Origin of the sequence: Clostridioides sp. ES-S-0049-02 (assembly GCF_020658465.1) — a bacterium.
In the GTDB taxonomy this organism is placed as follows: Bacteria; Bacillota; Clostridia; order Peptostreptococcales; family Peptostreptococcaceae; genus Clostridioides.
On sequence record NZ_JACVWG010000001.1, the window covers coordinates 1,091,708 to 1,116,966 of the forward strand.

Here is a 25,259-nt window from a genome sequence, read left to right on the forward strand (position 1 = left end):
AAAAATATTAAAAGGAGAACTTAAAATGAGTGTTAATTTACAAAAAGGACAAAGAGTAAGTTTAGTAAAAGATGCTAATCCTGTAAAAAATTTAATTGTAGGATTAGGATGGGATATGAACAAATTAGGTAAAAAAAACTATGATTTAGATGCATTTGCAATAGCATTAACTAGTGAAGATAAAATGAAATCATCAAAAGATTTAGTTTATTTTGGACACCTTAAACATCCTTCTAAATCTATCATACATACTGGTGATAACTTAACTGGAAGAGGTGAAGGAGACGATGAACAAATAAATGTCAATTTATGTGATATACCTGAATATGTACATAAAATAGTTTTTGGAGTTTCTATATACAGAGCTAAAAAAAGAAATCAAGATTTTGGCCAGATGAATAATTCTTTTATAAGGCTAGTTGATTCAAATTCTAGACAAGAATTATTTAAATATAACCTTCAAGAAGACTTTTCTGGTAAAGTAACAGTTTTGGCAGGCGAAATTTATCGTAGAAATAACGAATGGAAATTTAATGCCCTAGGAATTGGTCAAAATGAAGAGCTTCATGAATTAACTGATATATATCGTTAATACTAACTATAACAAAAAAATTATAAAAGGAGTTGTTTTAAATGGGTATAACTTTAGCAAAAGGACAAAAAGTAAGTTTAACAAAAACTAACCCAGGTCTTAAGAAAGTAATGGTAGGATTAGGATGGGATACTAATAAATATGATGGTGGTTTTGATTTTGATTTAGATGCTTCTGCATTTTTAACTGGAGCTGATGGTAAGGTAACAAATGATGGGGATTTCATATTCTACAATAATTTAAAACATGCTTCTGGAGCAGTTGAATACATGGGAGATAATAGAACAGGAGTTGGAGATGGTGATGATGAGCAAATAAGCGTTGACTTATCTAAAATACCACAAAACATTGCAAAGATATCATTCACTGTTACTATAAATGAAGCTGTTACAAGAAGACAAAACTTTGGACAAGTTGAAAATTCATATATAAGAATTTATAATGAAGAAACTAGTGAAGAGCTTATCAAATATGAGTTAGGTGAAGATTTTAGTATAGAAACAGCAATAGTAGTTGCAGAGTTATATAAACATAATGAAGAATGGAAATTCAATGCCTTAGGTTCTGGTTTTGAAGATGGGCTTGCAGGATTATGTGGAAATTTTGGTGTTAATATAGGTTAATAAGTAGTTTAAAATAAAAAGGTAGCTACTATTTTAAGTGCTACCTTTCAATCTACTCCTCTTATTCTTGCTGACTTTTTATTCATTCTTCTAATGCTTCCATTTTATCGCCCTTAAATTATTCTTTCTCCTATAGTTTTGAAAGGTAATAATAAATATATATCTTATTTCCTGAATATTACATGCTTCTCAATGTAATGCATTGTAGTTAGAAACTCACTGAACCATACTTTAATACAAGCCAACTATCCCTATTGTAATTGTTATAGTGGTCTATTGTATTGGTTTGTTTCCATATTGCCTACCTTTCATATATTGGAAAATATAAATAATCTACTGTGTGCATTGTTCGGCTAAGGCGAACAAATACAACTCAATTTTCTCTCATTCTAATACCACCATAAAATATCTTATGTTTTAGGATGATAATTTTCATTCATTTTATTACAATTTATACTATAGTTTTATGTGCTTTGTTAATATTTGTAATATTTTAGACACTCTTTATACTTATGTTACTGATATACTTTGATTAAGAAAAGTAAATATAATATGAGTTGGTGATTATTTATGAAAGATATTTTAAAGAATTCTTTTCGTACTATACTAGGGTTTTGTATTGGTGCGTTAATATGTATATCTTATGAATTTATTTCTAAAAAAGAAATAAGCTTTTATACAATTAGACTATTTATTTTTTTACTTGCTGGAGTGCTTATAGGTACTCTAATACGTATAATATTTTTATATTTAAGACAAAACAGAAAACATAAATAGAGTATATTATAAAGGAGATAATGCTATATGGATTTTTGGAACAATACACTTTTAAGTATAGGAGTAATATTCTCAATAGGAACTACAATAAGATACTTAATTAAAGGTAAAGCTAATTATTGCAAGAAAAAATATTTAGATAAGTTAGAATTGAAATATGGAAATATAGACAGAGAAAAAGCTATTAAACTAGAACTATTTTTTAACTATTTAATAAGTTTAGAATACATAATAATGGGTTTATTAATAAAAAAATTTGATACTGCAATAATATCAGTGATATTAGTATCTATTATAACACTAGTATCTTATTATTTAGTTAGGAAGAAATATATAACTCTATAAGAACCACTAAGATTAATTAAATTAAAAAAAGAACTCCTGTTATTGAGTTCTTTAATACGCCTTTATTGGTATCCTAAATTCTTTTGTTTCCATGTTATCAGCTGATAATACTACTTCTATATAAGCTTCTTTTTTAAGCATAATACAATTTTTAAAATTAAATTGTTCTATTCTAAAATTTATTCCTTTATGAATTGTAGTATTATCTTTTGGGTGCCATCTAAGTTCTTTATTTATCTGTTCAAAATTGTTATTTTCTCCAATATCTACTTCCATATTAATAAATTTCAAACTTAATATGGGGCTTTTTGCAACAATAGTACTTTTATTTTCTATTACAAAATCAACTAAGTTATTACTATGAATTTCAGCATAAATATTAGCTTTATCATCTAACTTATTTGAATCAAGTCTAATATATCCATTACCATTCTCATAATAATCACCCGCCATATTATTCTCATTATTTCTTCTATATTTTAATATCAATTTGGCTTGTTTATTAGATTCCATAAAAGCCATAATTGATATAATTAAGGCTGCTATTGCTGCAAATGATGCAATTACAGAAATTATATTTACATAATTACCAAGAAATTCATTAAACTGATTGAGCATATCTTTTTCTCCTTAAAAACATTACTTTATCTTATTATAGTTGTATAATATTTTTTACATTTACTTTTAATTTATTACACAAACTTCTTATATAAAAAAAGACCATCTATCAAGATGATTCTCTAGACTAAGTATCTATGTTTTTGTTTATACTCTGTAACAGCATCATTTCATGCCTCTTGCTCTCTTATTCCCTTTTCTCTAGCAATTCTCTGTGCTATCTTTCTAACTAATTCAGCATTTTTTAATATTCCTATACTAACCACTTCCTTATCTCTATTTTATATTATACCATACAATAAGGAATAAAGCTAATTCCTATTAAGTTTTGTTGCTCGTTTCATAAGTTCAAAAACTTAATCCCCCTAACACCTTCTTTTAATTTATTATATAAAAAAGACCATCTATCAAGATGACCTTTTGACTTAATCTATTTTTTACCTTTACACCACTTCTTATTGGTATCATCTTTTATGTAAGTTCTAAATATTTCACAATAACCTAAACATAAATCAGAACATTTCTTTGAAACTTTAGAGAAAAATCTTGGATTATTTGCATACCATATTATTATATCTCTATGTTTTACTAATTTTCTATCTTCTAGTAAATTTAGGTTAAATAATAATTTAGGATTATTTTCTCTTAATTCCTGATTATTTACATCTGAAATATTACCTATTGATAAATCATCTTCAAATGATACAATTTTATTATGTGGTATTAACTTTAACTTCATTGCTTCTTTTAATAAATAACAGCATCCTCACACCCTGCCTAGTCAGTTCAATAAGCTAGAGTAATCTCTTAATTCTAGCCTAGTATATATTTAGTTTTGATAGTAAAATTCTTCATTTCCATAATATTATTATCTTACATAATCATCAATAAAAAATCTCAGGATAGTTTCTAAATTGTCTTATTTTCAAGCTTTTCATGAAAAAATGGGTAATTCAAATTCCTTTATTTTGAGATATAACATATTAATAATCTTACTATTGATAACTGAATTATTTAATAATCTTATTTTTTCTACTTCTATAGTTCATAGCATTTTGATTTCTTTACTTAAATTTTCATCCATAATCCATATCTCCTTTTCCTTTTGAATAATTTATTTCAATTTATTTACAGTTCTGCAAAATTTATTGCTATTATTAACAACTCATATTACTCTAGAGTTATACTAATTTATGAGGTAATTATTTATGGACTATTATCCTATGTTAAAGTATTTAATAACTTTTTTAATTGCGATTTTTGTTTTCATTCTGATAAATTCCATTTGTCAAAAGATAGAAAAAAGTTTCAAATTAAATGGATTTAAAAAGTTTCTTTTTTATTTATTTACATATTTCATTGGTTATTCAATTATTAGGTATTTAGATTATTTTTTTACAATTTATAGTTAATATTAGGAGAATAAATTTATGACTGTCTTTTCTTATTTGCAAGAATCAAACACATTTATCATTCTGTCTATAATTTTAGGAATACTTATGACAATCAATGATAATAAAAAACAACTATTAAAATTTAAAATACTGAATTATTGTTTTTTTATATGTATGAGTATCTCTTATATTTTTTCTTTTTTAGTCTTTTTTAAAGACTTTAGTTCAAACATATTAGAAATTATTGCTCATATTTTGTCTATAATACTATTAATCGCTTGTAATAGAGTTTCGACTAAAAATACTTTAAATACTAGTCTTTACACTTTACTAGCATTTTGGTTTAGCCCTCTTATGAAGTTATTTATTTAGTTGCTGCAAATAAAAAATAGTAAAACAATAAATATGACATAATAACCACTCAACTTCTAAATTCAAAACTTTGTAGTTATGAATATACTTTAGATATGAAAAAGAAGGTAACAACTATACTTAGTTGCTACCTACTAATCTTTTTTCTCATTTCTTTTTTCCCAAACTCTACTGAAATATCAAAAAATGATGCTATATTCTCAGTAAAAAACTTATTTTTATGATATGCAATATCAAATGTCCTGCATAAGTCAATGCCTTCAATATCACAAGACCATAAAAGATTTTTCTTTACGTAATCTTCAACAAGAAGTTCAGATATAACAGCAATACCAAAATTATCTGTAACTGCTCTTAGAATAGCTTCAGAGTTATAACATGACCATCTAATATTCATTGGTATTTTTAATTCTTTCAATTGATTTTCTAATTGCGCTCTTGTTCCACTTCCCAGTTCACGCATAATTAATGGCTGGTTTGAAAGTTCTGAAACTTTTACTGAATCTCGATTGTAAAATTTATGCTTATTGGAACATACAAGTACAAGGTGGTCCTTAATAATGCTTTTTATCACAATATCTGGATGATTAATCTTTCCTTCTACAATTGCAATATCTAATTCACTATTAAGTAATTTTTTTACAATTAGACTTGTATCTTCAACAAACACTTCAGGTTCCACTAAAGGGTTTCTTTTATATAACTCTAATATTATTGGGCTTATCACACAAGTACCAACAGTTACTGTTGCTCCAACTCTTATTCTAATATTTTTAGCACAATGTTTCATACAATCAATCATCTCTTCATTTATAGATAAAAGATGCTTTCCATATCCTAGAAGCTTTTTTCCTGCTTCAGTTAGGTATAGTTTTTTTGAAATTCTATCAAATAATTTAACTCCATACTCTCTTTCTATTTCCGAAATAGCTTGACTAACTGACGACTGTGTAATATACATATTTCTTGCAACTTCACTCATTTTGCCACATTCAGCAACCCTTACAAATATCTCAAGGCTACGAATAGTCATATTATCACGACCTTACCAAATATTAGTAAATACTTATGATTTTATTAACATTTTAGTATTTTACAAATACATTGTCAAGAACTATAATTTTAGCATAGAGTTATAAAAAGGATTGGAGTGTGATATTGTGAAAGTATTAATTATAGGTGGAGTTGCTGCTGGAACAAAAACTGCTGCAAAAATAAAACGTGAAATGGGTGACAATTGTTCTGTTACAATCCTCAATAAAGGCGAACATATTTCTTATGCAGGCTGTGGCTTACCATATTATGTTGGTAAGGTTATTGAAGATAAATCATCTCTAATTGTAAATACACCTGAGAGCTTTTCTAAACTAACAGGAGCAGAAGTTCGATGTGGAGTTGAAGTTACATCTATTGATAGAAAATCAAAACAAGTAGTTTTGAAAAGAATTTCAACAGGAGAAGAAGAAACTATTAGTTATGATAAACTTGTAATTGCCACAGGAGCAGACCCAATAAAACCACCAATACCTGGAATCGATTTATCTGGAGTATTCTTCATGCGTACTCCAAATGATGCAATAGCATTAAGAGATACTGTCGAAAATGGAGTCAAGAGAGCTGTTGTCATTGGTGGAGGCTTTATTGGTCTTGAAATTGCTGAAAATCTTTCTGCTATGGGTATACGTGTAAGTGTTATTGACATGGCCGAACATGTTATGCCTGGATTTGATACCGATTTCGCTGAATATGTTGAAAATCACCTAGCTGATAAAGGTATTATGATTTTCACAGGCGACCAAGTTATAGGAATTGAAGGTGAAAATAAAGTAGAAAAACTTCGTACCAAAAATAGAGTTATTAAAACAGATTTAGTGGTTATGTCAGTTGGAATTCATCCTAATACAGCCTTTTTAAATGATACAGATTTAGAATTTGCTCCAAACAAAACACTTATAGCTGATGAATTTATGCTTACAGCTGATGAAAATATATATGTAGTTGGAGATTGTGCTTGTGTAAAAAATGCTTTGACAAATAAACCTACATGGTCACCTATGGGTTCATCTGCAAATCATGAAGGTAGAATTTGTGCTCAAAATATAGCTGGAAAATCTAAAACTTATAAAGGAGTTCTTGGAACAACTGTAGTCAAATTGCCAGAACTTAATGTAGGAAAAACAGGTTTAAGTAAAGAGTCAGCTAAAAAAGAAGGTTATGATGTTTGTTCTGTTACTATAGCTACTGATGATAAGGCTCACTATTATCCTGATGCATCTAATTTTATAATAAGAATGGTTGCTGAAAAACATACTAGAAAGTTATTAGGTGTTCAAGTTATGGGCCCTGGTGCAACTGATAAGATAGTAGATATAGCTGCCACTGCAATAACTTTGGGAGCAGACCTTTATTCATTAGAAAGTATGGACCTTGCATATGCACCACCTTTCTCAACAGCTATTCATCCTTTTGTAGTGGCAGTAAACGTGTTACAAAATAAACTTGATGGAGAACTCGATAGTGTTTTACTTGATGAAATTGAAGATTTTGATAGCTGGACTAAACTTGATGTTTCAAAAGCCCCTTCTATTCCTAACCTACGTTATTTACCTGTTGGTGAAATTAATGGAGAAATTGAAGGTCTTTCTAAAGATGAAAAGATTCTTCTTCTATGTGCAAAAGGTAAAAACAGCTACATGGCTCAAAATCGTTTAAGACGATTTGGTTATACAAATACAAAAGTCCTTGAAGGTGGAATACTATTTTATCCAAATCTTAAAGCAATGGAGGATTAATTATGAATAAGATTACAACAGAACAAAAAAAGGAATTAAAAGGTAGAGGCTTTTTACCAAGTAGAGATGGAGAACATTTTGCTGCACGTATAATAACTGTAAATGGAGTAATCAATACCTCACAAACGAAAAAGATTGCTGAGGCTGCTGAAAAATTTGGAAATGGTCAAGTAGCATTTACTACTAGATTAACAGTAGAATTACCTGGTGTAAAATTTGAAGATATTGAAGCTTTAAGTGAATTCATTGCCAGTGAAAATTTAATCACAGGTGGAACAGGTTCAAGAGTTCGTCCTGTTGTAGCATGTAAGGGAACTGTTTGTGTTCATGGATTGATTGATACACAAGCACTAGCTGCTGAAATTCATCAAGAGTTTTATAAAGGATGGTACGATGTAAAGTTACCTCATAAATTTAAAATCGGTGTTGGTGGATGCCCTAATAATTGTATTAAACCTGACTTAAATGACCTTGGAATTGTTGGTCAACGTGTACCTGATTATGACCCTGAAATATGTGTTGGATGCAAAAAATGTTCTGTTATGGAAGTCTGTCCTGTCAAAGCCGCTAAATTAACAAATAAAGGAAAGCTTGAAATAGATAATAATTTGTGCAATAACTGTGGTAAATGTATAGAAAGTTGTAATTTTGATAGTATTGAAGAAAAAGAATCTGGCTACAAAATATACATAGGAGGAAAATGGGGCAAATCTGTTCGCCCTGGAACACAAATTGATAAACTATTTTCAAAAGAAGAACTTATGACTTTAATTGAAAAAACTCTTCTTTTATTTAGAGAACAAGGTAAAACAGGTGAACGCTTTGGAATTACGATTGATCGAATTGGTGTTGATAAATTTATAGAAATGCTTTTATCAGATTCTGTATTGGAAAGAAAGCAAGCTATACTTGATGCTCCTTTACATCTTAAAGGTGGAGCTCAGTGTTAATAAGAGTATTTTTAATTTAAATTTTAAGAGTATATTTAGCGTATATAAATAATCTATATAAAAATAATATAGTAATCATATGCCAGATAGATATAGACACAAAGGATTTATAAAGATAAATTTTTAATGCATCTTTATAAATCCTTTCTTTATCAAAACTGTATACTTATTTTATTCTAATTATATATCAACACTCTTTTTAATATTTATTAAGATAATTTTATATATAAACCATGATACAATAAAAAGACCTAGATATTAATCCAAGTCTTTTAGTATTAAATTAATTTTGAATTGTATTAATTGAAAAGTTTACTATACCACTATTTCCATTTTCATTTACAACCAAATACCAAGTTCCTGTATTAGGAACTTTCATTCTACATAGAGTTTTCTTAGCAAATCCACCATAATAATCATAGTTTCTTTGATTTTTAAATTTAACATAATTTATATGATCTAATAATATCACATTAGCTTGTTTCTCCAAGTTTACTTCTACAATATCCCCTTTTTGCAGATGCATCTTACTATAACTATATTCCATTTAATTAACCCTCCACAATTGAATAACTTTTCTTATTTATTACATATTAGTCCTCTATATCTGAAAATTTATTTAAAATATCATAAATACTATATAATTACATGATTAACCAGCTCTAACCTTATCTACTACAACCCAAAGTCTATTTAAAATATTATTAGCAACAACTTTTCCATCCCATGTTACTTTTTCATCCTTATTTTCTAACAAAGCATAATACCCAGAGTCAGAACTTTCATCTTTATAGATTGTAACATAAAATTCTTCATCACTATATTCAGGTCTATCTTTAAAGTCTTCAGATATTTTACATTTTATTATATATCCTTCTAATTCTTCCTCTATAAACAAATTAATTCCTCCAATCTCTATATTTTTACTAATTATACCATATTATGTCATAATCTATGTATTTTATAGGAAATTTCTATTTTTTCTTTATTTTATAAGAGTATTATATAATTTTATACTTTTTTACTTTATATTATATTCATTAACTCTTTTATTTTCTTATATATTTCTTTATAATTAATATATTTTTTTATTAGTTTCTACAATCTTATAGACATAATTATATCTACTCTCTTTATGTTAAATAATTTATTTTTATTTAGCATAGTATATTTTTTCTTGTCAATTAATATTTTCTATATTAAATTATATTGGCTAAAATATAATCAAATTGATTTAAAAATTATATTAAAAGAAAATACTATTTATCTAATAAAAAATAGCACTCCCCTAAATGGGAAATGCTCATTTTTCAAGATTATTTTTGATCTTCTAGTATATCATTTAAGGCATCATATGTGAAATTTATTATTTCACCACAGCTTACTTTATTTTTTTTCAATGAAGCACATATTTCTGTACTGTATTTAGCCCTTACTTTATTCATTAATTCTCTTGAATACTTTCTTGCCATATTTTCATCTAAGTTATTATTTCGTCCATTTAAATATCCTATTATAACAACTGCTGCATTTACAGCTCCACAGACACTCCCTACAGTAATTCCAACTCCCATGCCACTTCCTATTGAAATTGGTATATCTGTTTCATGTTCTTCATTATAAGATTTTATTAATGCTTCTGCACAAGTGTATCCTTGGCTATGATATATTGATGGTCTTGTCATTTTTATACTTCCTTTCAATTTTTATTTTAGTTTACGTGTTCTCATAGTGTCTAAATAAAATATTATTAACCTTTTTATATAATATTTATTATGACTATAAACTTAGAATTGTATTTACTTCAAAAAATTCATAATTTTATTCATTTGATTGTCTAATACTTCAAATATTACAAAACAACGTTTAACAAAAAACTACAATAAGTTACAACTAAACTAAAAACAACATTTATACTCAGTTCAATACTTATGATACTTTTTTATTTGTAGAAACATCTTTGTTATATCTTAATATTATATCCTAAATTTACTTTGATTTCTGTGACTTAGTCACATACTCTATATTTATACCTCATTAAGATTTAATTTAATAAGAAATACGCTTATAAAAACATATAATTTTTATTCTCAGATTTTATGGGAAGGATATATCAAAGTTATTCTTTAAACTAAATACCTATACTTTTGTTTATATACACTAACAGCATCATTCCATGCTTCTTGTTCCTTTATGCCCTTTTCCTTAGCTATTTTTTGTGCTAATTTTCTTATTAATGTAGCACATTCCAGTATTCCAATATTAGATATTTTATCTCTATCAACTCTATATAACATATAAATTTATCTCCTTTAAACTTTTATACAAATTAATTTAATTTTTAATCTTACTTAATGCTTATCTTTGTAGTAATTTTAAACTTTATATATGTAATATATGTGAAGTACATTAGAATAAATTTAGAATTTAAACAAAAGTAATCTTATAAATATTACTTTTTAAACTTAATCCACTGTCCACTTTGACTCTCTTTGTACTTTACCTATCTTTAAAAACAATTTCATAAATAATATATAAACGTTACTATTACTATGTCTTACCTATATGCTATATACTTAATTTTGATATTTATTACATTAAACTCTGAAACATTTATTATAATTTATTAAATTAAGTAATGCATTAAGTAGTTTAATTCTTTGTATTTAAACAAAAGATTTGCTAAAATAAAAATAAGCAATAATACACAAATTAAACTCTAAGGAGGTTAGCAAATTGAAAAAAATACTTATAACAGGTGCATTAGGACAAATAGGCTCAGAATTAACACTCAAGCTAAGAAATGAATATGGAGAACAAAATGTAATTGCTAGCTCAAGAAGAACAAAAGAAGGAAATCCTGTATGTGAATCTGGTATATTTGAAATATTAGACGTCACAGATAAAAATCGATTCTTTGAAATCGCAAAAAAATATGATGTGGATACTATAATTCATCTAGCTTCTCTGCTTTCAGCAGTTGCAGAAAGTAAACCTTTAGAAGCTTGGAATTTAAATATGGATGGATTGATAAATGGTCTTGAAATAGCTAGAGAATTGAATTGTAAGTTTTTTACACCTAGTTCAATAGCTGCATTTGGTGAAAATTCTCCAAAAAACATGACTCCTCAAGATACACTACAAAGACCTAATACTATGTATGGTGTAACTAAAGTATCTGGTGAATTACTATGTGATTATTATCATTCAAAATTTGGAGTGGATACTAGAGGAGTTAGATTTCCTGGTCTTATTTCTTACGTTACTCCTCCTGGTGGTGGAACTACAGACTATGCAGTTGACATATATTATGAAGCATTAAAAAATAAAAAATATAAGTCTTACATAGCAGAAGGTACAAAAATGGATATGATGTACATGCCTGATGCTCTTCAATCTATAGTAGATTTAATAGAAGCTCCAGCTGAAAAACTTATTCATAGAAATGCTTTTAATATCACTGCTATGAGTTTTGCTCCTGAAGAAATAGCTGATTCTATAAAAAAATACATACCCGATTTTACAATAGAGTATGATGTAGACCCTGTAAGACAAAGTATAGCTGATTCTTGGCCTAATTCATTAGATAGTAGCAGTGCTGTAAATGAATGGAGTTTTAAAGCTAATTATGATTTAGATAAAATGACTAAGGATATGCTAGAAAAATTATCAGAAAAAGGAATTGGCAAATAACAAATTAAGAATTTAGTACCAAAAAATTCAGAGAATAAAACATCTTATATTTATGATTCTATTTTATAATCTTCACTTTTACATAGCTTTTATTCTCTGAAAGACTAACAGTTTTTATTTTTAACATACAACAAACTATTCTTTATAAGCATATTAGTAGTTTTCTAATATGGATTAATCATATAAAAATAAACAGAAAGGAAAAAGCTACTATTGCAAGTATAATAAAAAAACTTAATCAAATTTTACTATACTTTGCATATTATAATACAAGTAGTAGGTGTTAATGTTGCTAAATTTAAGAGAAATTAGAGAAGAAATAATTAAAGAATATATAGGCAATAATTTAATCTCTGAACTTACAGAAGAATTAAAGAACATTCTTATAACTGATTTAAAATCTAACCCATTTAAAAGTAATATTGAACTCAGTATAATACCCGCGAATATAGAAATATTTAAAAAGATAGAAACTAAATTGTTAGAAGCTAAAGTTAATCTAAAAATAGGTTGGGAAAGAATACTTATAAATTCTATCTTAAAAGATTCCTTTGATTTAAATTACGAAATAAATAAAAGTTGTAATGAGCCTTTGATGTTCAGAATCATTATATCAATTGATTCTTATGACGCTTAATCTCATTAAATAAATATCTATGAGGATGTGCTTTTAATTTATGAAATACAAGTTATTTATAGACTTTGAATTTAATATATTAGATGATAATAAATACAAGCTAGAATATAGTGGAGCTGAATTGATTTCAATAGGTTGTGTTTTGGTAGATAATGACTTTAATATAGTTGATGATTATTATTCTTTAGTTAAACCAAAATACAATGAAATACTTTCATTTAAGTGTAAAAAACTCACTAAATTAAACCAGTTAGAAATTAATAATGCTCCTAATCTTTTATATGTTATGGATGATTTTTTCAAATGGTTTAAAAAATTTAGCGATGTTACAATATATAATTGGGGTGATTTTGATATTGCTGGTCTTCTAAATTCCTTTAGAGTATATAAATATGCGGGTACATGCTTAGAGTTATTCAATATGATGATTGATATTCAACCTTTTATATCTCAGCATATTACATATAAAAATAGAGTCTTATCTAAGCAACTATCTTTACTAAATATGAAAAAGATTTTTTCTGTAGAGGGAGAAATTAAACATAATTCACTTTCAGATGCTCTGGATTTAATGAATGTATGTAAATGCTTTTACCTTAACTATCCTAAAGATACTAATACACTTGAAGAATTATACAATAAACTGCCTCCTATTAAAAATCCTTTATATTATATTCCCTATTTTGAGGATGAAAATTTTGAACTTAAATTTGATAAGACTCCAGAAGATATAATAATGTATCTTAAACAAATATTCAATATATTAAATATAAGTAAAAAAGACATTTATTTTAAAAAAAGAAGTGTATTAGTAAATAATTCTAAAATTATCAACTTCAAAAACTTATCTTCTTCTTTTAAATTAATAAAGCTCAATGAATTTGAAGAATATCCTGATTTTGTATTGAAATTAGGTGATAAAAATAATTTTGTTGAATCTGTAGTTAAGATAAATAAAAGTAATAGAAAATCCATAAAAAATTTAATATTGAGATTATCAAGAGTACCTTAAATGATTGAATTCAATTGTTTAAGGTATTTTTTATAATCTGAATTATTTTTTTTATATAGGATATACTAACTTAGTATAAATATTTTTTAAAGGAGTAATTGATAGATATGACAGTGGTATTAATAAGAAGTATTATATTATACATAACAGTGTTGATTGCACTTAGAGTCATGGGAAAAGGTGAAATCGCTGAAATGAACTGTTTTGATTTGGTCATAACACTTTTAATTGCAGAAGTTGCATCCGTCCCAATGGAAAATAATAATATACCAATTATAAATGGTGTTGCAGCAATAACTGGCCTTGTAATTATGCAGACTCTAATTTCATTTTTATCCTTAAAAAGCAGAAAATTAAGTTCATTTTTATCAGGTAAACCTTCTGTCTTAATTGACAAAGGAAAGATTGTATATAATGAACTTAAAAAAGAAAGAGTTAGTATAGATGAGTTGTTAGAACAATTGAGAATTCAAGGTTACTTCAACATAAAAGATGTACAATATGCTATTTTAGAGACTGATGGTAATTTAAGTGTGGTTCCAGCATCAAGTTATAATAGTACTCCTCCAAGAGCTTTTAACCATTTACCAATTCCACTTATTTTGGATGGTAAAATAATAAATAAAAATCTTGATATGGCTGAAAAAGATACTAACTGGTTAATGGGTATCTTAAAGTCTAACCACATAGAAACTTTTAAAGATGTTCTTATTTGTGTTTTAGATGAAAATGACAAAATATTTATTCAAAATAAGAAGGGTGATTAATATTGAAATCTACAACATTTGTTATACTATGGGCTGTTTTATTTATGCTATTTGGATTTTATGTTAATAATAAACTATATGATTTTACGGAAGATTACAAAAACAATATGTCTATATTAGAGAAATCTATAGAAAATGAAGAATGGGAAAAAGCTCAAAAAGAAGCTGATTCTATATCTACTAGATGGTCTAAAGAAAGAAATCATTGGTATAAAGTTTTAAATCATGAATACTTTGACGAAATAGGTCTAAAATTTAATATTCTTGATAAAGCAATTTATACTGAAAATAAATTAAAATCCTTAGAAGAAGTTGAAAGCATAAAAACATATTTAGGAAATATTGTTGAAAGTGTTAAGTTTGATATAAATTATATATTTTAACAGTCACAAGTAAGGATATAGATAAAGTAATGATTCTATATCCTTATTTGTTTATTTACAATTTACTACTATCAGAATAAATTTTTAGAGCTTCTCCAATGAATTTGGATGCTCCTTTACCATATTTCTTATCAGTCACCTGTATATAGCTAGAATTTTGTAAATAAAGTTCTGACAAATAATCTAAATAATTCTCTCCTTCATCTATCTTGTAAAATTCATTCATTCGGTTAGTTTCATATACTATATCTCCAACAATATCTTGAATCTCTTCTGAAGAAGGATTTTTACTTAAGTCTGCCACAAGCTTTTCATATAATATGTTTATTTTGGGTTGTTTATTACCTAAATAACTCTTCAAAACTTCTCCAATAAATTTACACGCTCCATTACCATACTTTTTATCAACTTCTTTTATCCATATAGGATTTAGTAAATAATTTTGCACCATGCTATACCAATTATCATCTCCATACTCCATATTAAAAAGTTCATAATCTTTCTTAGATGTATCTGTTATCTCTTTAGCAATTTTTTGAAGTTCCTTTGATAAAGGATTTTTATTTAAATCTGCTACAAGTATTTTATATAGTTCACTTAATTTTGGATGATTATCTTCCAAACAGTCTTTTTTAAATTCATCAAATTGTTCTGCTAAAGTCAATATATCACTATTAAAATTTTTCTTTATAGCCTCAGAATATTTCTCAATACTTCCATATATTTTTATAGCCATTTTAGCAATTTCATCTTCTTTAGATTTAAACTTCTCAATATGTTCATTATATTTCTCTACACTACCATAAATTTTAATTACTTTATCTTCATGCTCTATTTTAAATTCCTCTAATACTTTAAAATATTCACTCATATCAAATTCTTTGAAGTTTACTACATTTTCTCCTTTTAACGTTTTGTCTATAATTTCTATTAGACTATCCAATCTTTTACGTTTTATAATAAGTAGCTTTCTTTGACTTTCTAGAGCATGCATTTTATCAAAGTATGGGCTTAACATTATATCTTTAACTTCTTTTAAAGGTATCTCAAGCTCTTTAAAAAATAAAATTTGTTGAAGCGTTTTAATAGCTTCATCATCATAAAACCTGTACCCTGCTTCTGTAATTTCACTTGGTTTTAATAAACCTATCTCGTCATAGTAATGTAATGTGCGCACACTTATTCCTGTCAAATCTGAAACTTGTTTTACTGTTCTCATTGCCTCACCTCAAAATTTTATTTTACAGCTACGAATATTAATAAATATTTATATATCTATCAGTATTTATTAATATTTTCAAACTATGTTTTCATATTACAATATAACGTGGTGTTAGAGTCAACACTTTATAAATATATAATTTGATTTTTTGAACTCATTTCATATTTAAATTTTGATTATCTAGTTAATATACTTTTTCCTAACATTATTAAAAAGAAATCTTGTTCTATATTCATATACCTAACATTAAGTATCCAGATTTCATTTGTTTCAAAATTTCGGAAAATAGTAAAGGAAGTTTTTCAGTTTCATCAACCTTATTCAATAAATAATCTATTATTATATTAGATATTTTTTCAATTATAATTGCGCTTTCTTCAAAAATCTCTGCTACTTCTACCCAACAGTCATTTTTGTATTCAGTTCCAATAGATTTAAGCATCTTGCTCATTTTATCAAAACCACCTTTAAATTCGACACTATCTGGTTCTTCAATTCCTTTGATTGCATTTGGAATAGTTGGTACTGTTCCAAAAAACATAACCATATTAGCTAAAATCCTATCATAGTCATCTTTTTCCAGTTCATGTTTCCATTGTGACAATTCTTTGATAAACTTTTCAAAACCTTTATATCCTAAAAACCCTGTAGGTGGATTTAAAAACATATCACGCTTTATAGCGAGTGCTTCTTGAGCAATCTGATATTTATTCTTTGAACTATTCATTCTAACTGTACAAATTGTATTCGCTTTGCTTAATCCAGGATAACTACAATTCATACATTCACATAGTTCATCATAAGAAATAGAGATTAAATCAGTTATCCCACAATCATATAAATATATTCTTTCTTCTATATCATCATACCCTACCATAAGCACATAATGAAAAGGAATATGCTCTTTATGATATAATTTTTCATAATATGGCAGATAATACATATCTAAGGCTCCTAAAACAACTGGATAACCAGAATCAATTTCTGATTTTGCTTTTTTTAAAGCTTGTTCATACTTTTTAAACTCATAGTGTTTATATTCAAAACCAACAATAGGTGCTAAAAATTCATACATTTTTTTGGTTCTTCCATCCCCCAAAGCAACCATTCTCTTTAATTCTTTTTTATTTGTTTTTAGATAACAAAACGAGCCAAAACCTGATAATAAAAAGAAAAAATCATTTGGCAGAGATTCACCCATTTTATTCATATATATATCTTCTATACCATTCCACATACATTCATAATCATGTAAATGGTGCTTTATTTCAATTATTTTCCTCATTTAATTTACCTCCATTTATAAATAATTTCATTATGGAATTAATAGTGTTTTCATAAATTATATCTTTATAATTTCAAATGATATGGTTATTGCCTTCTACGATTAGTAGCTTTTTCATGTATATTTTTAATTAAACCTAGTATAAACCCTCCTATAATGTGAGAGTCAATGGCAAAATTCAAAAATAAGTATTCATATTGTGTAACTTATAATAAAATTAGACTTTTAATGCTTGTAAATAAGTAGAAAATCTTGAGAAAAATAAGTTTTAAAATTTCTTGTATTGTAATCAAATAAATTATTACAAATAATATAATAATTTTATATAAAAAAGAGTATATAAAAAACTAAAAAACGTTTCTTATATACTCTAATAATTTTAATTTACTATATTCTATTATTTCCCAGCCTTCATAGCTCTAATTTTTAGTGGTAAAGTAAATAAATTAATAAATCCTTCTGCATCTTTATGGTCATAAAGTTCACTATCTCCAAAAGAAGATATTCCTTCATCATAAAGTGCATTTTCAGTAAATATTCCAGCAGGTTTTATATTACCTTTGTAAAGTTTAACTTTTACTGTCCCTGTAACATTATCTTGAGTTTGTTCCATAAATGCATCTATAGATTCTCTTAATTTACAGTACCATAATCCATTATAAATAAGCTCTCCATATTTGTAAGATATCATTTGCTTAAAGTGTAGTGTGTCTTTATCTAAAGTAGCACTTTCTAAAATATTGTGTGCTTCATAAAGAATTGTTCCTCCTGGAGTTTCATATATACCTCTTGATTTCATACCAACAAGTCTATTCTCAACTATATCTATAACTCCAATTCCATGCTTACAACCTAACTCATTTAATTTATGAATTAATGCCACTGGAGATAATTCTTCACCATTTATCTTTTTAGGCTCACCTTTTTCAAAATAAACCTCTACATATTCAGCTACATCACATGCATCCTCAGGGTCTACACATTGTTTATATACATCCTTTTTATGTTCATTTTGTAAATGTTCTATGTCTCCACCTTCTGTTGATACATGCCAAAGGTTAGCATCTACTGAATATATTTTAGCTTTAGTTGCTGTTACTTTTATGTTGTGTTTCTCAGCATAATCTATAGCATCTTCTCTTGATTTTATATCCCATATTCTCCAAGGAGCTATAACTTTTATAGTTGGGTCAAGGGCTGCAATTGTAGCTTCAAATCTAACTTGGTCATTACCTTTTCCTGTACATCCATGGCATATATATTTTGCTCCTTCTTTATGAGCAACTTCAACTAATTTTTTAGCTATTATAGGTCTTGCTAAAGAAGTTCCTAATAAGTATTTTCCTTCATATTTTGCTTCTGCTTTTACAGCTTTAAATATAGTTTCCGTCACAAACTCTTCACTTATATCATCTACATAGGCTTTTGATGCTCCACTTTGTAAAGCTTTTTCATAAACATCTTCCATTTTATCTTCTTGACCTACATTTCCACAAACAGCTATAACTTCTATATCTTCATAATTTTCCTTTAACCAAGGTATTATAATTGATGTATCAAGTCCTCCTGAATATGCTAATACTACTTTTTCCTTCATTGTTAATTCCTCCCAATTTTAAATTATAATTTTATATTTTTTATTTTTTAATACAAACTCTTAATATTTAATGACTTTAAAAATATAGATTCTTATAAAATCATTTTAATACTAAAAAAACCCCTCAGTATTTTTAAATACTAAGAGGCGAAATATCCGCGGTACCACTCTTATTGATAAACTTAGCTAATCAATCAGTAAATGTATAACTACTAAATACATATTAGTAAATAAATATATTAAAAAACGCCTCTTGGAAAAACCAAGAGACGAAATATATCCGCGTTACCACTCTAATTGATAAGATAAACTTATCCACTCTTTCTCTTAAGGCGAGATTACCTACTAACATACTAAATTCAATTAGCATCCTCCAAAGTTCTTTTCACTAATACTTATTTGCTAAGCTTCCACCATCCTCAGCTCTCTATAAAATACATAAAAGTTACTCTCTTTTTCATCGGATTTAAATATCAAATTTTTTAGACATCTCTTATAGAATATATAATAGTTTATTTTTCCATTTATGTCAACTATATAATTTATTTTCTTTTTAAAATATTTTCTCTTTAAGCTTACTCATATTTTACTTTCCAAAGGCATAGTCCTTTAGCTGGTGCGGTGTCTGATGACTTACTTCTGTCTTTCGACTCAAGCATATGCTTAACATCTTGTGGTGCTTTTCTTTTAAGGCCAACATCTATTAATGCTCCTACTATTATTCTTACCATATTATATAAAAATCCATTTCCCTCTATATATATTTCTACAATATCATCATTTTCTTTTATATTTATTGAGTAAATTTCTCTTACATTAGATTTTTTCTTAGACTTAGAAGAAGCAAAGCTAGTAAAATCATGTTCTCCTATTAAATACTCACTTGCTTTTCTCATTCTATCTAAATCTAATTTTTTACTTATGTGTGCAGCATACTTTCTCATAAAAGGACTGTGATATTTATTATTATCAATCTTATATAAATAAGTTTTTGATTTTACATTGTATCTTGAATGAAATCTTTCATCAACTTCCTCAACAGTTTTTACAACTATATCCTCTGGCAAATATTCATATAGATATTTTTGAATTTTATCTACTGAATCCATACAATTTGTTTTAAAGTTTATAACTTGACCTCTTGCATGTGCTCCCATATCAGTTCTCCCAGAACCAATTATCTCAATAGTTTCATTGGCCATTTTACTTAAGACAGACTCAAGCTTTTCTTGTATAGTCATGTCATTATCGCCTAATTTTTGATAACCTTTGTATCTTGAACCATCATATGCTACTATCATTTTTATATTTCTCATCTTAATCCTCTTTCTAAGAATTTATGCCTGTTTAGCAAATTTATTTTTTATATTAAAAGTTATTTTTGTTCCAACATTCTTTTCACTTTCTATTTTCATTACTCCACCATGAAGTTTTACAATTTCATTACTAATTGCAAGACCTAATCCACTGCCAGCCTTGTTGTAATCCTCTTGGAAAAATTTATCTAAAACTTTATTTAAATTTTGCTTTTCTATACCTGAACCATTATCTTCAACTGATATAGTTGTTATATCTTCATCCTGAGAAGCTACAACTTTTATGTAACCACCCTGACTAGTGAATTTAAATGAATTTTGTATTAAATTTATAAGAACTTGTCTTAGTCTATTTTTATCTCCTTGGATATTTTCTATGAATTCATTTTCAAATTCAAATAAAAGTGATATATCTTTTTCAGCTGCTTTAACTTTCAACTGATTTACAACCCCAACAACTAATCCTTCAACATCAACTATATCAATATGAAGCTTTATCCTATCAGAAGAAAGCCTTGAGAAATCCAATAATTCTTCTACCAACTTTATAAGTCTTTCTGTCTCATCTTGTATAATACCTAGACCTAAATCTAACTCTTCTCTAGTTATACTTTCATATCCTAATGTTTCACTCCATCCCTTTATAGATGTAAGAGGGGTTCTCAACTCATGAGATACCGAAGATATAAATTCTTCTTTCAATTTTTCACTCTTATCAATTTCATGTGCCATATGTTCAAATGTCTGTGCTAAATCACCAATTTCATCATCTACAATCTTCATATTTTCCAATTTTATATTGTAGTTTCCTACAGCTAATTCGTTTGCAAACTTCTTTAGCTCTCTCAATGGTTTTATAAGAGTCTCAGCAAATTTGAGACTTATTAATATAGCTATAATAAGTATAAATATTCCCGCCAATATAAGCCATGTAGCTTGCTTTAATATGGCGTTATCAATTCCATCTAATGAAACAGTATATCTAACAACACCTTCTATAATATTATTTACTTTGAGTGGTAAGGAGATGCTCATGACATGCTCTCCTGTATCTGGTATTTTATAAGTATATGGTGTTAAGTTTTTAGTCTTTACATCTCTTAATGCATTATCTACATCTTCATAATTTGCTTTTTCTTTACTTTTAAATCCATATTGGTCCAATATAACATTTTTATTCTTATCTATTATCGAAATCCCAAATTCTGAATTCTTTGTTAATGGCTGTTTATCAAAAATATTTTTAACTTTTTTCTCAAAGCTTGTAGTTTCCATTGTAATAGCATTATATTCATCAGCGTATTTTATTTCAGATTCAAGTAACTGTTTAACAGAATCATAGTAATAGTTTTGTATATAAAACATGAATAGCCCTTCAAACAGAGTTACCATTATAATAATTATTATAAAATAGTTTTTTATTACTTTTTTTCTCAGACCTTCAAAATGTAACACTATTATTCTTCCTTTCTAAAACAGTATCCATAACCCCAAATAGTTTGTATATATTTTGGTTTTGATGGGTCATCTTCTATTTTATTTCTTATCCTTCTTATATTTACATCTACTATTTTAAAATCATACAAATAATTAGTTCCCCATACCTCATCTAATATCTGATCTCTACTTAATGATTGTTTAGCATTTGATATCAAATATTTTACTATTGAAAATTCTGTTGGAGTAAGTTCAATCTCTTTACCATTCTTAAATAATTTTCTTTTATCTATATCAAGTATAAATGGTGGCGAGACTATCTCACTTGACTTAACATTTGAATCATCTTTTGCAACTCTTCTGATAAGAGCAGAAACCCTAACTAAAAGTTCCTTTATACTAAATGGTTTTATGATGTAATCATCTGCTCCTGAAATAAATCCTTCTATTTTATCATCTTCTTGAGCTTTTGCAGTAAGCATTATTATCCCAACTTGATCAAAATTTTCCCTTATAAACTTACAAACCTCTATCCCACTTATATCTGGAAGCATTACATCTAAAAGAGCTATTGTAATATCACTTTCTGTTGTCATTTTTTCTATAGCTTCTCTACCAGTACCTGCTTCAACTATTTCATAGCCTTCTCTTTTTAAGTTTATACTGACAAAACTTCTAATTCCAATTTCATCTTCTAGTATAAGTATTTTTTCCTTCATAAAATAAAACCTCCAATTGAGTGTAATATTAACCATATATTAATGAGAAATACTCTTTTAATGCGTCTATCGTAATATCTAACTTATCCATTTCATTTGCATCATTTATAGTTAGTAAAAAAGTATATTCATCGCTTTCTTGAAGTACAATAGAATTTTGTGTATTTGCACTTTTTCTATCTTCAAGTTTATTTTTACTCTCTACTATTATATTAAATAAATTCTTACGTTCTGAATAATCAAAATAGTAAAATTTAAATACAGCTTTTTCCCCAACAAATTCTTGTTCAACAATTATTTTATCTACTAAATTATTTTGCATAAATAATCTAAAATTGTATTTATAATTATAGTATATCTGGCTTATAAATATTAATTTTGAATTAGAATCTTCTTTCCCATTCCATCTGTACCAACTTATATTAGCAGATGCTTTAGAGGTATAAGTATTTCTATTCCCTCCAGCAACTATAGGTATCTCTATAATTTTATCTTTATCAACATCATCAACAGGTATGTAATAAGGTTTAGTAATAGTTTTATCATAATCACTAAACACTTTTTGAATTTTATCATTTTTCATATATAATATCTGTGTGATATAATTATTTTCTTTTAACATGGGAATATCTAGTACAACACCTTTGATGGATGCAGCTGAATTTCCAACAGATGAAGCAACATTACCTAGAGTTATATATAACTCATTTAGATTTTTTACATTTTCAAATTTGACATAATCCTTAACCTTCATAGTTCCATCAAAATTTGCAACAGTTGCAAACATCTCATTAGTTTTATTATTCAAATGAAGCATTAATATATCTATCTTGTCATCTCCATCTATATAACCAATCTTTACCTTCATATCGTTAAAATCTTCTTTATTTTGAATCCAAGAAGCATCTAAATCGTATACTTTTGTGATTTCATTATCCCTTACTTTGTATATATGCATATTAGTTTTATCTTTGGATTTAACAAGTAAAATAACTTCCTTATATCCATCTGAATCCAAATCATAGAAATTAGCATATTCTATTGATTCTCCATTTTCTAAATAATGGTCTCCTAGTACATATTTTTCACCATTGTAACTTAAAGTTACAAAACCTACTTTATTAACATTATTACTTAAATCTTCTTTTTGCTCAAATACTACTAATTCATCAACTCCATCACTATTTAAATCTACCTTATTTATTTTTCCTACCTCTTTTGTATTAGAAGGCAATATCATAGATGAGTCTGGTTTTAGTAGCTGATCTATACCATCGTACAATACTTTTTTTGTATCATCATAGTTAGGTATCTTTGCCAATTGTTCTGGAGATTCAGTTTTAACATTACATCCAGTAACAAATAACATCATTAAGCCTGATACAATAATAAGCTTTAATAACTTCATTTAACCCCTCCTAATCCTACAATCTTAAATTTTTCTTTTTTCTCGCAAAAATCTCCTCACAATAGTTAGACGTTTCAAATCCTCATAAGGTTTTACTTCTTTTAACAAAACTTTATATTTTGATAAAACTTATGATAAATATAAAATCTAATTATTATTTCTAGGAGGTTTAGGCCCTGGATATTGGAAAAAGTTAGTTTTTAGCATACCATTATATAATTTTCTCTTTTTAGCTGCTTTTTGTCCAAATTCATATTCAAATTCTTCATAGGAAGTTATCAGATAATATGACCAATTTTTTAACTTTCTAAATGTATAACCAAGCTCTTTATATAATTGTTTAACACTATCCTTATCTTCCAATCGTTCTCCATAAGGAGGATTGGTAACTATAAATCCAAATTCTTCTTCACTCTCAAACTCAGTTGCATCTCCTACATTGAATTCTATATATTCATCTACACCTGCTATTTCCGCATTTTCTCGAGCTATATCTATACATTCTGCATCTATATCATATCCATAAATTTTAAATTTAGATTCATTGTCTATTTTATTAAAAGCATCTTTTCTTACATCCCACCAAATCTTTTTATCAAGCGTTCTCCATTTTTCTGATATAAATTCTCTATTTAATCCAGGTGCCATATTTATACCTATCATAGCTGCTTCAATTAATATAGTACCAGAACCACACATAGGGTCTACTAAAGTCCTACCTGCTTTCCAAGGAGTTAAGTAGATAAGTCCAGAAGCTAAAGTTTCTCTTATTGGAGCTTTATTTGCTTTTTCTCTATATCCTCTTTTATGTAAAGCATCTCCTGTTGTGTCTATTGAAAGAGTTACTTTATCTTTGTGTATAAATACAAATATAGGGTATTTTTCTTTATCTTCTTTAAGCAAACCATCCTCTAAATAACTTTTCTTCAAGCTTTCTACAATAGCTTTTTTTACTATAGCTTGTACATCTGGTGTACTGTATAATTTTGATTTTATAGAAGAAACTTTTGAAATAGGAAATTGAGCTCCATAAGGTATATATTTAGACCAATTTATCCTTTTTGTATTTTCAAATAATTCATCAAAGCTTTTTGCTTCAAACTCAGCAATCTTAAGATGTACTCTTTCTGCACATCTTAACCACATGTTTGATTTTGCTATCCCAAATTCATCAGTCTTATATGTTATTCTTCCATCTTCTGTTTTTATTATTTCATATCCCAAATTAGTAATTTCTCTAGCCAACATTTTTTCCATTCCAAAAAAACATGGCGATATTAATGTATAGTTTTTCATAAAACCTCCTGTTTCCTATATTAA

Annotated in this window: 24 protein-coding genes, 1 pseudogene and 1 other annotated feature; of the genes and pseudogenes, 10 read left to right on the forward strand and 15 right to left on the reverse strand. The window is 27.0% G+C overall.

Annotated features, from left to right (window positions below; genetic code table 11):
• The first annotated feature begins 25 nt into the window (after positions 1–25).
• The 3 genes from IC213_RS04885 (at position 26) to IC213_RS04895 (ending at position 2,337) form a co-directional block, all read left to right on the forward strand.
• Positions 26–592 carry a TerD family protein gene (locus IC213_RS04885; RefSeq protein WP_227435995.1) on the forward strand — a complete coding sequence of 189 codons (567 nt, stop codon included), beginning with the start codon at positions 26–28 and terminating at the stop codon, positions 590–592.
• A 41-nt stretch (positions 593–633) separates the two neighbouring features.
• Positions 634–1,215, forward strand: a complete 582-nt coding sequence (locus IC213_RS04890) for a TerD family protein (RefSeq protein ID WP_227435993.1) — start codon at positions 634–636, stop codon at positions 1,213–1,215.
• A gap of 804 nt (positions 1,216–2,019) precedes the next feature.
• Entirely contained in the window at positions 2,020–2,337 is a 318-nt protein-coding gene (locus IC213_RS04895) for a hypothetical protein (protein ID WP_227435991.1), read from the forward strand.
• 51 nt (positions 2,338–2,388) lie between these two features.
• On the opposite strand, the gene IC213_RS04900 is transcribed toward IC213_RS04895, so the two are convergent.
• The 3 genes and pseudogenes from IC213_RS04900 to IC213_RS04910 all read right to left on the reverse strand — a co-directional run bounded on the left by IC213_RS04900 (position 2,389) and on the right by IC213_RS04910 (position 5,754).
• Positions 2,389–2,955, reverse strand: a complete 567-nt coding sequence (locus IC213_RS04900; protein ID WP_227435989.1) for a hypothetical protein — start codon at positions 2,953–2,955, stop codon at positions 2,389–2,391.
• Between the two features lie 430 nt (positions 2,956–3,385).
• A pseudogene (locus IC213_RS04905) lies at positions 3,386–3,697 on the reverse strand (DUF1835 domain-containing protein); the annotation flags it as partial.
• A 1,151-nt stretch (positions 3,698–4,848) separates the two neighbouring features.
• Positions 4,849–5,754, reverse strand: coding sequence for a LysR family transcriptional regulator (locus IC213_RS04910; RefSeq protein ID WP_227830997.1), 906 nt, complete (start codon positions 5,752–5,754; stop codon positions 4,849–4,851).
• 127 nt (positions 5,755–5,881) lie between these two features.
• Between IC213_RS04910 and IC213_RS04915 the strand changes: the two genes are divergently transcribed.
• The gene (locus tag IC213_RS04915) at positions 5,882–7,513 is read left to right on the forward strand and encodes an FAD-dependent oxidoreductase (protein ID WP_227483131.1); all 1,632 of its coding nucleotides are present in this window, start codon (positions 5,882–5,884) and stop codon (positions 7,511–7,513) included.
• A 2-nt stretch (positions 7,514–7,515) separates the two neighbouring features.
• The gene (locus tag IC213_RS04920) at positions 7,516–8,463 is read left to right on the forward strand and encodes a 4Fe-4S dicluster domain-containing protein (protein ID WP_227483132.1); all 948 of its coding nucleotides are present in this window, start codon (positions 7,516–7,518) and stop codon (positions 8,461–8,463) included.
• Between the two features lie 283 nt (positions 8,464–8,746).
• On the opposite strand, the gene IC213_RS04925 is transcribed toward IC213_RS04920, so the two are convergent.
• The 4 genes from IC213_RS04925 to IC213_RS04940 form a co-directional block, all read right to left on the reverse strand.
• The gene (locus IC213_RS04925; protein WP_227435979.1) at positions 8,747–9,010 is read right to left on the reverse strand and encodes a DUF1883 domain-containing protein; all 264 of its coding nucleotides are present in this window, start codon (positions 9,008–9,010) and stop codon (positions 8,747–8,749) included.
• A 105-nt stretch (positions 9,011–9,115) separates the two neighbouring features.
• Positions 9,116–9,361 (reverse strand): hypothetical protein, encoded by a 246-nt coding sequence (locus tag IC213_RS04930; protein ID WP_227435977.1) that lies wholly within the window; start codon positions 9,359–9,361, stop codon positions 9,116–9,118.
• A gap of 418 nt (positions 9,362–9,779) precedes the next feature.
• Entirely contained in the window at positions 9,780–10,148 is a 369-nt protein-coding gene (locus tag IC213_RS04935) for a C-GCAxxG-C-C family (seleno)protein (protein ID WP_227435975.1), read from the reverse strand.
• A gap of 441 nt (positions 10,149–10,589) precedes the next feature.
• Positions 10,590–10,760: a hypothetical protein gene (locus IC213_RS04940; protein WP_227435972.1), complete on the reverse strand. Its 171-nt coding sequence runs from the start codon at positions 10,758–10,760 to the stop codon at positions 10,590–10,592.
• Positions 10,761–11,199: 439 nt separating this feature from the next.
• Between IC213_RS04940 and IC213_RS04945 the strand changes: the two genes are divergently transcribed.
• From IC213_RS04945 to IC213_RS04965, 5 genes are all read left to right on the forward strand, one after another.
• Positions 11,200–12,156 (forward strand): L-threonine 3-dehydrogenase, encoded by a 957-nt coding sequence (locus tag IC213_RS04945; RefSeq protein ID WP_227823858.1) that lies wholly within the window; start codon positions 11,200–11,202, stop codon positions 12,154–12,156.
• A gap of 286 nt (positions 12,157–12,442) precedes the next feature.
• Positions 12,443–12,793, forward strand: coding sequence for a hypothetical protein (locus IC213_RS04950; RefSeq protein WP_227435968.1), 351 nt, complete (start codon positions 12,443–12,445; stop codon positions 12,791–12,793).
• Between the two features lie 40 nt (positions 12,794–12,833).
• Positions 12,834–13,805, forward strand: a complete 972-nt coding sequence (locus IC213_RS04955; protein ID WP_227823857.1) for a 3'-5' exonuclease — start codon at positions 12,834–12,836, stop codon at positions 13,803–13,805.
• A gap of 107 nt (positions 13,806–13,912) precedes the next feature.
• Positions 13,913–14,572, forward strand: a complete 660-nt coding sequence (locus tag IC213_RS04960) for a DUF421 domain-containing protein (protein WP_227435963.1) — start codon at positions 13,913–13,915, stop codon at positions 14,570–14,572.
• A 2-nt stretch (positions 14,573–14,574) separates the two neighbouring features.
• Positions 14,575–14,955, forward strand: coding sequence for a DUF4363 family protein (locus IC213_RS04965; RefSeq protein WP_227435961.1), 381 nt, complete (start codon positions 14,575–14,577; stop codon positions 14,953–14,955).
• Between the two features lie 55 nt (positions 14,956–15,010).
• Here the strand turns inward: IC213_RS04965 and IC213_RS04970 are convergent, their stop codons facing one another.
• The 8 genes from IC213_RS04970 to IC213_RS05005 all read right to left on the reverse strand — a co-directional run bounded on the left by IC213_RS04970 (position 15,011) and on the right by IC213_RS05005 (position 25,235).
• Positions 15,011–16,174, reverse strand: coding sequence for a MerR family transcriptional regulator (locus tag IC213_RS04970; protein ID WP_227483135.1), 1,164 nt, complete (start codon positions 16,172–16,174; stop codon positions 15,011–15,013).
• Positions 16,175–16,409: 235 nt separating this feature from the next.
• A complete protein-coding gene (locus tag IC213_RS04975) occupies positions 16,410–17,462 on the reverse strand; it encodes a BtrH N-terminal domain-containing protein (protein WP_227435957.1) in 1,053 nt (350 codons plus the stop codon).
• Between the two features lie 397 nt (positions 17,463–17,859).
• Positions 17,860–19,059, reverse strand: a complete 1,200-nt coding sequence (locus IC213_RS04980) for an argininosuccinate synthase (RefSeq protein ID WP_227435954.1) — start codon at positions 19,057–19,059, stop codon at positions 17,860–17,862.
• Positions 19,060–19,321: 262 nt separating this feature from the next.
• Positions 19,322–19,529: a binding site (T-box leader), on the reverse strand.
• A 105-nt stretch (positions 19,530–19,634) separates the two neighbouring features.
• Positions 19,635–20,375 (reverse strand): tRNA pseudouridine(38-40) synthase TruA, encoded by a 741-nt coding sequence (gene truA, locus IC213_RS04985; RefSeq protein ID WP_227483137.1) that lies wholly within the window; start codon positions 20,373–20,375, stop codon positions 19,635–19,637.
• Between the two features lie 21 nt (positions 20,376–20,396).
• Positions 20,397–21,830: a cell wall metabolism sensor histidine kinase WalK gene (walK, locus tag IC213_RS04990; protein ID WP_227435951.1), complete on the reverse strand. Its 1,434-nt coding sequence runs from the start codon at positions 21,828–21,830 to the stop codon at positions 20,397–20,399.
• Positions 21,831–21,832: 2 nt separating this feature from the next.
• Positions 21,833–22,531: a cell wall metabolism DNA-binding response regulator WalR gene (gene walR / locus IC213_RS04995; RefSeq protein WP_227435949.1), complete on the reverse strand. Its 699-nt coding sequence runs from the start codon at positions 22,529–22,531 to the stop codon at positions 21,833–21,835.
• A gap of 28 nt (positions 22,532–22,559) precedes the next feature.
• Positions 22,560–23,939 (reverse strand): hypothetical protein, encoded by a 1,380-nt coding sequence (locus IC213_RS05000; protein ID WP_227435946.1) that lies wholly within the window; start codon positions 23,937–23,939, stop codon positions 22,560–22,562.
• 147 nt (positions 23,940–24,086) lie between these two features.
• Positions 24,087–25,235, reverse strand: a complete 1,149-nt coding sequence (locus IC213_RS05005) for a THUMP domain-containing class I SAM-dependent RNA methyltransferase (RefSeq protein ID WP_227862806.1) — start codon at positions 25,233–25,235, stop codon at positions 24,087–24,089.
• Between the last annotated feature and the right edge of the window lie 24 nt (positions 25,236–25,259).

Bases quoted from the DNA above. Each gene is read 5' to 3' on its own strand.
- IC213_RS05005 (WP_227862806.1), bottom strand. From the start codon at position 25,235: ATGAAAAACTATACATTAATATCGCCATGTTTTTTTGGAATGGAAAAA.
- IC213_RS04900 (WP_227435989.1), bottom strand. From the start codon at position 2,955: ATGCTCAATCAGTTTAATGAATTTCTTGGTAATTATGTAAATATAATT.
- IC213_RS04940 (WP_227435972.1), bottom strand. From the start codon at position 10,760: ATGTTATATAGAGTTGATAGAGATAAAATATCTAATATTGGAATACTG.
- IC213_RS04910 (WP_227830997.1), bottom strand. From the start codon at position 5,754: ATGACTATTCGTAGCCTTGAGATATTTGTAAGGGTTGCTGAATGTGGC.
- IC213_RS04975 (WP_227435957.1), bottom strand. From the start codon at position 17,462: ATGAGGAAAATAATTGAAATAAAGCACCATTTACATGATTATGAATGT.
- walR (WP_227435949.1), bottom strand. From the start codon at position 22,531: ATGAAGGAAAAAATACTTATACTAGAAGATGAAATTGGAATTAGAAGT.
- IC213_RS04925 (WP_227435979.1), bottom strand. From the start codon at position 9,010: ATGGAATATAGTTATAGTAAGATGCATCTGCAAAAAGGGGATATTGTA.
- IC213_RS04920 (WP_227483132.1), top strand. From the start codon at position 7,516: ATGAATAAGATTACAACAGAACAAAAAAAGGAATTAAAAGGTAGAGGC.
- IC213_RS04895 (WP_227435991.1), top strand. From the start codon at position 2,020: ATGGATTTTTGGAACAATACACTTTTAAGTATAGGAGTAATATTCTCA.
- truA (WP_227483137.1), bottom strand. From the start codon at position 20,375: ATGAGAAATATAAAAATGATAGTAGCATATGATGGTTCAAGATACAAA.
- IC213_RS04980 (WP_227435954.1), bottom strand. From the start codon at position 19,059: ATGAAGGAAAAAGTAGTATTAGCATATTCAGGAGGACTTGATACATCA.
- IC213_RS05000 (WP_227435946.1), bottom strand. From the start codon at position 23,939: ATGAAGTTATTAAAGCTTATTATTGTATCAGGCTTAATGATGTTATTT.
- IC213_RS04970 (WP_227483135.1), bottom strand. From the start codon at position 16,174: ATGAGAACAGTAAAACAAGTTTCAGATTTGACAGGAATAAGTGTGCGC.
- IC213_RS04950 (WP_227435968.1), top strand. From the start codon at position 12,443: ATGTTGCTAAATTTAAGAGAAATTAGAGAAGAAATAATTAAAGAATAT.
- IC213_RS04935 (WP_227435975.1), bottom strand. From the start codon at position 10,148: ATGACAAGACCATCAATATATCATAGCCAAGGATACACTTGTGCAGAA.
- IC213_RS04960 (WP_227435963.1), top strand. From the start codon at position 13,913: ATGACAGTGGTATTAATAAGAAGTATTATATTATACATAACAGTGTTG.
- IC213_RS04885 (WP_227435995.1), top strand. From the start codon at position 26: ATGAGTGTTAATTTACAAAAAGGACAAAGAGTAAGTTTAGTAAAAGAT.
- IC213_RS04890 (WP_227435993.1), top strand. From the start codon at position 634: ATGGGTATAACTTTAGCAAAAGGACAAAAAGTAAGTTTAACAAAAACT.
- IC213_RS04955 (WP_227823857.1), top strand. From the start codon at position 12,834: ATGAAATACAAGTTATTTATAGACTTTGAATTTAATATATTAGATGAT.